Origin of the sequence: Hymenobacter sp. AT01-02, from assembly GCF_000961955.2 — a bacterium.
Classification (GTDB): domain Bacteria; phylum Bacteroidota; class Bacteroidia; order Cytophagales; family Hymenobacteraceae; genus Hymenobacter; species Hymenobacter mucosus.
This window is the reverse complement of the sequence record NZ_JZIR02000075.1, coordinates 1-6,977: the sequence shown is the minus strand read 5'-3', so window position 1 is coordinate 6,977 and position 6,977 is coordinate 1. Positions and strand designations below refer to the sequence as shown.

General features: G+C 55.9%; 9 protein-coding genes and 1 pseudogene. 3 read left to right on the top strand and 7 right to left on the bottom strand.

Annotated elements, in window-relative coordinates:
* Positions 1–2: 2 nt before the first annotated feature.
* From VI25_RS18725 to VI25_RS18695, 7 genes and pseudogenes are all read right to left on the bottom strand, one after another.
* A complete protein-coding gene (locus VI25_RS18725; protein WP_236705129.1) occupies positions 3–527 on the bottom strand; it encodes an ATP-grasp domain-containing protein in 525 nt (174 codons plus the stop codon).
* 81 nt (positions 528–608) lie between these two features.
* Positions 609–1,120 (bottom strand): annotated as a pseudogene (gene purE, locus VI25_RS18720) (5-(carboxyamino)imidazole ribonucleotide mutase).
* A gap of 65 nt (positions 1,121–1,185) precedes the next feature.
* On the bottom strand, positions 1,186–1,620 hold the full coding sequence (locus VI25_RS18715) for a hypothetical protein (protein ID WP_055562733.1): 435 nt from the start codon (positions 1,618–1,620) through the stop codon (positions 1,186–1,188).
* 263 nt (positions 1,621–1,883) lie between these two features.
* Positions 1,884–2,969, bottom strand: coding sequence for a dihydroorotase (locus VI25_RS18710; protein ID WP_201783328.1), 1,086 nt, complete (start codon positions 2,967–2,969; stop codon positions 1,884–1,886).
* 79 nt (positions 2,970–3,048) lie between these two features.
* Positions 3,049–3,345: a hypothetical protein gene (locus tag VI25_RS27180; RefSeq protein WP_236705128.1), complete on the bottom strand. Its 297-nt coding sequence runs from the start codon at positions 3,343–3,345 to the stop codon at positions 3,049–3,051.
* Positions 3,234–4,028 (bottom strand): aspartate carbamoyltransferase, encoded by a 795-nt coding sequence (locus VI25_RS18705; protein ID WP_201783327.1) that lies wholly within the window; start codon positions 4,026–4,028, stop codon positions 3,234–3,236. The genes VI25_RS27180 and VI25_RS18705 overlap by 112 nt, the downstream gene beginning before the upstream one ends.
* 1,004 nt (positions 4,029–5,032) lie before the next feature.
* Positions 5,033–5,338 carry a hypothetical protein gene (locus VI25_RS18695; protein ID WP_045690688.1) on the bottom strand — a complete coding sequence of 102 codons (306 nt, stop codon included), beginning with the start codon at positions 5,336–5,338 and terminating at the stop codon, positions 5,033–5,035.
* Positions 5,339–5,534: 196 nt separating this feature from the next.
* On the opposite strand from VI25_RS18695, the gene VI25_RS18690 reads away from it, so the two are divergent.
* From VI25_RS18690 to VI25_RS18680, 3 genes are all read left to right on the top strand, one after another.
* Positions 5,535–5,939 carry a hypothetical protein gene (locus VI25_RS18690; RefSeq protein WP_045690687.1) on the top strand — a complete coding sequence of 135 codons (405 nt, stop codon included), beginning with the start codon at positions 5,535–5,537 and terminating at the stop codon, positions 5,937–5,939.
* Positions 5,940–6,162: 223 nt separating this feature from the next.
* Positions 6,163–6,606, top strand: coding sequence for a hypothetical protein (locus tag VI25_RS18685; protein ID WP_045690686.1), 444 nt, complete (start codon positions 6,163–6,165; stop codon positions 6,604–6,606).
* A gap of 185 nt (positions 6,607–6,791) precedes the next feature.
* On the top strand, positions 6,792–6,977 hold a 186-nt coding region (locus VI25_RS18680), incomplete at its 3' end, for a hypothetical protein (RefSeq protein WP_152981700.1).

Genomic DNA, 6,977 nt, shown 5'->3' with positions numbered 1-6,977 from the left:
TTCTAGCACGCAGCGACGCTGCCCAGCTCCGCCCAGGCGGCCGCCAGTTCACCAGTAGTCTTGACGCGGACCTGGCCCTTACCGTCATAGCCCATGCGCGCGGTTTTCAGGATACCAGGCAGCAAATCCGCCCGCTCATCCTGAACGGTCCGCAACTGGGCCGGCGTTTCAATCATGGCGTAGGGCGCACAGTTCACCCCCGATAGATCAGCGCAGGCCGTGAAGTGAGCTTTCTCCTCAATGCGGTTTTGGGCAATGCCCACCACGGCCGCGCTAGGTGCCACAGACCGGGTCTGCGCCAGCGTATGCAGGGCCTGGGCCGGCACGTTTTCAAATTCGGTGGTGATGGCCTGGCACAGGTGGGCCAACTGCTCCAGTCCAGCAGGGTCGTTGTAGTCGGTTTGGATATGGTGGTGACTTACCAGGCCGGCTGGGCTTTGCACGTCAGGCTCCAGCACGGCAGTAAAGTACCCTAGGCGCTGGGCGGCGTGCACAAACATCCGGCCCAGCTGGCCGCCCCCCAGCACCCCCAAGGGTGGCCCGCTGGCCTGCGGCGTCTACACTACCTGGGAAAATTGGGTTCATGGCTGCAACGTAAATATCGGGGCTCATACGGGCAGCGTCATAGCGCGAGCGGCTTCGGTTTGTTCGGCGCGAAACGCCTGTAGCTTAGTAGCTAGGTCCGCGTCGTGCAGGGCCAGCAGGCTGACCGCAAATAAGGCCGCGTTGGCTGCCCCGGCAGTGCCAATGGCAAATGTAGCCACGGGCACCCCTTTAGGCATTTGCACGATGCTGTGCAGCGAGTCCACTCCCTGCAAATGGCGACTAGCCACCGGTACCCCCAGCACGGGCACCGTAGTTTTAGCCGCCATCATGCCCGGCAGGTGGGCGGCGCCACCCGCCCCTGCGATGATAGCCTGCAAGCCGCGCGGGCCGGCTTGTTCGGCGTAGGCAAATAAGTCGTCGGGCATGCGGTGGGCCGACACTACGCGCGCTTCGTGGCTACGCCAAATTGCGTGAGAATCTGCACGGCATGCTGCATGGTGTCCCAGTCGCTGCTAGAGCCCATGACCACACCAATTAGGGGCTTGGAGGTATTGGAGGAAGAAGGAGTACTCATCGTCAATTATTTAGTCGTCATGCTGAGCTTATCGAAGCAGCTCTACCGCTTCGTTGTGCGGTCAACTAGGAAAGTTCTTTCTGATAGCCTGATATGCTATCAACATGTAGCCAAGTGGCCGTTGCTTGAAAAACGATTCCTTTTGGCTGTGTGGGGAATATTATCTGAAAGCGTGCCCCATCAGGAACAATATTCAAGTCTCCAATGCCGCTTCCGTTGGGAATAGTGCACTGGATTAGCTCAGTTTGAATCAGGCTCAGGCTCAGTTGAACTGTGTTGTATTTCCGCTGCACCCATTTGATTGGAGCATCAATAAGAAAATCCTTTAAGTCGAAACGAAGCCTACATTGCAAGTCGCCACCACAGATAATAGACAACTCGTGCAATTGCACTTGCGCTAACGATGGGCGTTCCGTTGAGTAGATACTCGTTATGGTTTTGGGATTCAAAACATGATCAATCCAAAGCAAGGCAGTGCTTATTAGACTCAGCGTTTGCAAGCGTACGAACGAAGCGGTAAGATGCTTCGACTGTGCTTGGCATGACATTTCTTATTCAGCAAGCGCTATTGATTAGCGTTCCAGCAGGATTTCTGTACCCAAAATCACCAAGTCTACCCGGCCTTTTAACGTCTGGTCGATGAAGGGCGTGTTCTGGGATTTGGATTTCATGAATTCCCGTGTGAAGGTCGTTTCCGCTTCGGTATCAAACAAGACGCACTCAGCCTGCTGGCCGACTTCAATGGTGGGTACCGGCAGGCCCATCAGGCGGCGGGCTCCGCCGAATAGCGCTTTACTACCAGGTCCCACCCGAATTTGCCGGGCTCGACAAAGTGGTGGTAGAGCGACACCAGCGCTGTATCCAAGCCGGTGATGCCATTGGGTGCGCTGATGAAATCCTGAGCTTTTTCGAACGGCGTGTGCGGCGCGTGGTCGGTGGCAATGAGGTCGAAGACACCTTCAATGAGCCCCTCGAGTAGCGCATCACAATCGGCCTGCGTCCGTAGCGGCGGGTTCATCTTATAGTTGGTGTCGTAGTCGCCGATGTGCTCGTCGGTGAACAGCAGATGATGCGGTGCTACTTCGGCCGTCACCTTCACATCGCCGCGGGATTTCCACCAGCGGATGGTTTCCATACCGAGTTTGCTGGACACATGCTGGATGTGTACATGCGCACCTGCCGCCCGGGCCAGGCGAATGTCGCGGTCGATGATGATTTCCTCCGCACAGGCCGGTGAGCCCTTGATGCCAAGCCGGTAGCTCATCACCCCTTCGTTCAGGGCGCGTGGCCCGGCCAACTCCGGCACCTCACAGTGGCTGGCGAAGAACATTCCAAACTCGGTGGCGTATTGCATCGCCCGCAGCAGCACCGCCGGGTCGCTGGTAGTGTCCCCATCGTCGGTGAGCATCTTCACCCCTAGCTCGCGCATACCCTCAATTTCCGCCAGTTCCTTACCCTCACGGTTCTTGGTGACGCAACCGGAGGTGTATACCGGGATACGGGACCGGTGCTTGGCATTTTCCAGTACGGAGGCCACTGAGCTCGCCGAGTCAAGGGCGGGACGGGTATTCGGCATCATGACCACACCGGTAATGCCGCCGTTGATGGCGGCCTCGCTCCCCGTGGTAATGGTTTCCTTGTTCTCAAACCCGGGGGCGCGGAAATGGACGTGGGCATCAAACATGCCCGGCATAAGAATTCGACCTCGGGCGTCGATGACGCGGGCCCCCTCGGGAATAGCTAGGTTGCTGCCGAGGTCCTGAATTTTTCCTTCGACAATCAGGACATCGCTCTCAAGCAGTACGGGTGAATTTTCGGAGGCGATGCGGGCGTTTTGAAGGAGTAGCATGAAGTGATAAAAGCTGGTAACCGGCGAAGGCTTTGAGAGAGGTAAATGGAAGAGTGGAGGGAGCGGCCGCGTCCCGGGGTTAGGGCATCACGAGCTTCGAGCTAGCCCGCTGCTGGGCGACATACGATTCCTGTTTCGGAAACTCTCCGCCCGGCGTGAGCCAGTCGAGCACGGCCATGCGAATGGAGATGCCGTTTTCAACCTGGTTGGTGATCAGGCTGCGCTCGTAGTCCATGACGGCGTCGCAGAGCTCAACCCCCCGGTTCACGGGGCCGGGGTGCATGATGTAGAGACCCCGGTCGCGAATTTCAGCCAGGCGGGCCGTAGTGATGCCGTAGACCCGGTGGTATTCGCGGACGCTGGGAAAAAACTGCACGTCCTGGCGCTCCATCTGCACGCGGAGCAGGTACACCACGTCGGCGCCCAGGCCATGGCTGCCTCATAGTCGGTGAAGCGGCGGATGCTGGCCGGCACATATTTGGGCACCAGCGACCCCGGGCCGAGGTAAGCAACTTCGACGCCCAGCTTCTGCAGCAGGGTGCTGGTGGAGCGCGCGACGCGGGAGTGAAGAATGTCCCCGATGATGAGGACCTTTTTGCCCCGGGGGTCGGGGAATTTTTCCCGGATGGTGAAGGCGTCGAGCAGGGCCTGGGTGGGGTGCTCGTGCGCCCCATCGCCGGCATTGATGACCGAGGCCGTGGTTTGGCGGGCAATCATGCCGGGCAGGCCGGGGTGGCTGTGGCGGACGACGATGTAGTCGGTGCGCATGGCCTGGAGCGTCTCGATTGTCTCGCGCACCGACTCACCCTTGGTGATGGAGGAGTGGGCCACGTCGAAATTCGTCACCTCGGCCGAGAGGCGTTTGGCCGCGACCTCGAAGGAGGAGTGCGTTCGGGTGCTGGCCTCGTAGAACAGCATGAGCACGGACTTGCCCTCGAGGGCGGGGATTTTTTTCACCGAGTGGGTGAACAATTTTTTAAAGGACGTGGATTGGTCGAGCAGGAACTCGATTTCCTCACGGTGGAGGGAGGCGATGTCGAGCAGGTCTTTACGTGCCATACCGAAGTAGAGGAAAAGTGAGGTCGTCTAGCTAAAAGGAACAATGTGAAGTCTACCTGCTACTCCTGACGGAGAAACGGGCTACCAGCAAGGACCGAGGCGATGGTGGCAGCAGCCACAATTGAGTGAGGAGTATAGGCGTCCATTGGAGGTAGGGGTGGGTTTAGCGTTTGAGGCATGAACTATGCAGTAGCTGCGGGGGTGGTAGCCGACGAACTCAACGGACATAAAAAAACCGTTTCGGAATCCGAAACGGTAACGGGGCAACACCCAGAAAAGACAACGGAAATGCCAGAGGCAAAATTGGGAGAACCGATAGTGGCAAAGACCTTCCGGCCCACTCGCGGTTCCTTGCCGAGCAGGGTTCCACGCTTCATCAACAAGTTTTTTGGTTGAAGCATGCTGCAAAGCTACGGCATTGTTACGTATCCTTTAAGCATGTAAGGCAAGAATTTCTGTTGAGGTGAACCTATGTGTTGCCGACGAGCAAAGAACCATGAGTTTAATGCGCTATGCGAAAACGCTTAAGGTCGATTGGCGCCCCCAACCTCGATTAAAAGTGGGGCTTACAGTCAAACGGGCAGCTTGGACTAGGACTCCTAACTAGAAGGCGAAAAGCGCATCTTGCGTAAGTAGTCCTATAAACTCTCGCTGGGTGAGCCTACTTTGTTATGTAAGCTGGTATACTGCTAGCTTACTGCGCAATAACTGGTTTTGGAATATTTACGCAAAGGGTAGTTCGACATTCTATTCGCTGATCTACTAATCTGAGCTTGCCTACCTAAATGCCGCTGTGCTCGTGCAAGTGAATACCTCAGTACTACAATACAGTATTAAAGCACGGAACACATTCTGATATGGGAATCTAGCCCATGTCATTCTAAAGCGCTACTCCGTGCCTGTAGGGAGTCAGTACCCAAGCAGAACACTTAGCGCATTCCCTCTGGCAAGCAACTCGAAAATACTAGGTTGCCCCAAAGCCGTTGTGGAGGTTCTACGCTGAGTTACTTATCAGAAGTAGGCCGGTAGCTGCTGGCAGGCAGGCTGCGCAAAAGTAAGTGTAGCCCGGTTTCCGATAACTGCTGAATAATCAGGCTAGAAAAGCCATACCAGTAGGTGACTACGCGCGCGGCGGCCGCCAACCGTTCAACTTGTAAAATGGCTTGTTGACCCATTCTGTCTAGCTGCTGCAAGTGGGCACAGTCGATCCAGAGCGTGCGCACTTGCTGTTGCAGAGCCTGTTCTATCACCTGAATGAATTGCTCCATTTCGGCTACTTGGCAGCAGGTACCACGTAATTGCAAACTCATACCGCCTCGGTGAGGAGAAATTGTAATAGCAAAGGAGGTGGGCATAAAAGCGAACTAGTATATGTGCAAACCGATGTTGCAAACATACTTATGCTATTTCTTGCCTCACTCGTGATAACTACGGATCAGCTAGGCAATAAACTCGTATATTAGACTAGCGTCCAGTTCCTTACTAAGCATTTCTACCGGTCTTGCCATGTCCCTTTCCTATTTTCTTGCTGCGGGTGAAATTGGGTTGCTACCCGAAGGCTACCTCCAGGTGGTGTGGGGACCAGGCTCCCAGGAAGCGGCGGCGGCAAAAACGCTTATGGAAGCCGTGCTGGAGCTGCTGCGCCGAACGGGCTGTCAGCGCCTGCTCACCGACCAGCGGCACCTAGTAGGAGCCGGCGAAGAATTTCTGAGTTGGCTAATGGTGGACTGGCTACCCCGCTCAGCCGGAAGCGGCTATCTGCGCCGCGTGGCTGTGGTCACGGCCATCCCGCTGGAGTTGCGCCTAGAGGCTGTGGACGTCTTCCGCGAAGCCAAACGGTTGTATCGACTGCATAGTCGGTTTTTCTCTAGCCGCGCAGTTGCTAGGGCTTGGCTGTTGGAAGTTGGGTAAAGCCCGCCGCGTATGTGTTTGTTCAATTAACGTAGTAGAGCTAGCTCAAAGAATAGCAGTACGGCTGAAGTACAATGCGGCCGTTTTAGTAAGTGGATTCTTGTGTAGACAAAGTGTCCGGTACTACCGTAGTAAGGAACTGGTGTAAGTCACCCTAGTGTCTGACGCGAGGTCTTGATTGTGTTTCGTATTTGACATAGATTACTTACTACTGTCGCCCTGTATGCTGCCCCCACCCGTTACCTCACCCGTCTGCTTCGAGAACTCGCTGGCCGTTATCACGGAAGAGCGGGAGGGAGCTTACGTGCAGGTGGTGTGGAAACAAACACCGTGGACTCTGACAGCCGCACAAGTAGTGTTGAATGGGGTGCTGGCCTGCGTTCAGCACACGGGATGGGGCAAGATCCTCGTCAAGCAAGTTCCCTTGCTTTCCTTTCCCGTATCCTACCACACATGGCTGCTTTATGATTGGCTGCCGCGCGCGCAAGCAGCCGGTGCGTGGTGCTATGCTCTCATTCCTCCCCACGGCTTGTTTGCACGGGTCGGGTTTGCCGATTTTCTGACCCAATTACGCCAGCAAGGCGCCTGTTGCTACGTGGCCACCTCGCAGGCGCAGGCCGTGGCGTGGCTAGCCGAACAAATACCCGCAATAAAAAAGAATATATAAGGGGTAAGTCAACACAACGTAGTGCTACTAAAAGGCCGTTTGCAGGCTTCTGGCAGCTTTCCTCCTGGTAAGGTGCTGTTTCATCTGCGGAGGGTACTAGTCACAATTTCGAGCATTGTGTCCTTGACGGGCAGATAATTAGCAGAATACCTTTGGGTATTCTGCTTCTCGTTTTGCACCCACCTATGCCAACCACCCAGTCTCTTCCCTCCCAGCAGCCACTGCTGGCGATGGTTGCTCTTCTGCTTCTCCAAACGGAACACGCCACCTTCTCTTCTGCATCACTCTCCGACGCAGATCAACTACCTCACCTAGGTGCTGCGGGCTATAACCAAGAGACGCTACTACTTCCTACGCCGCTGCCGGAGCGC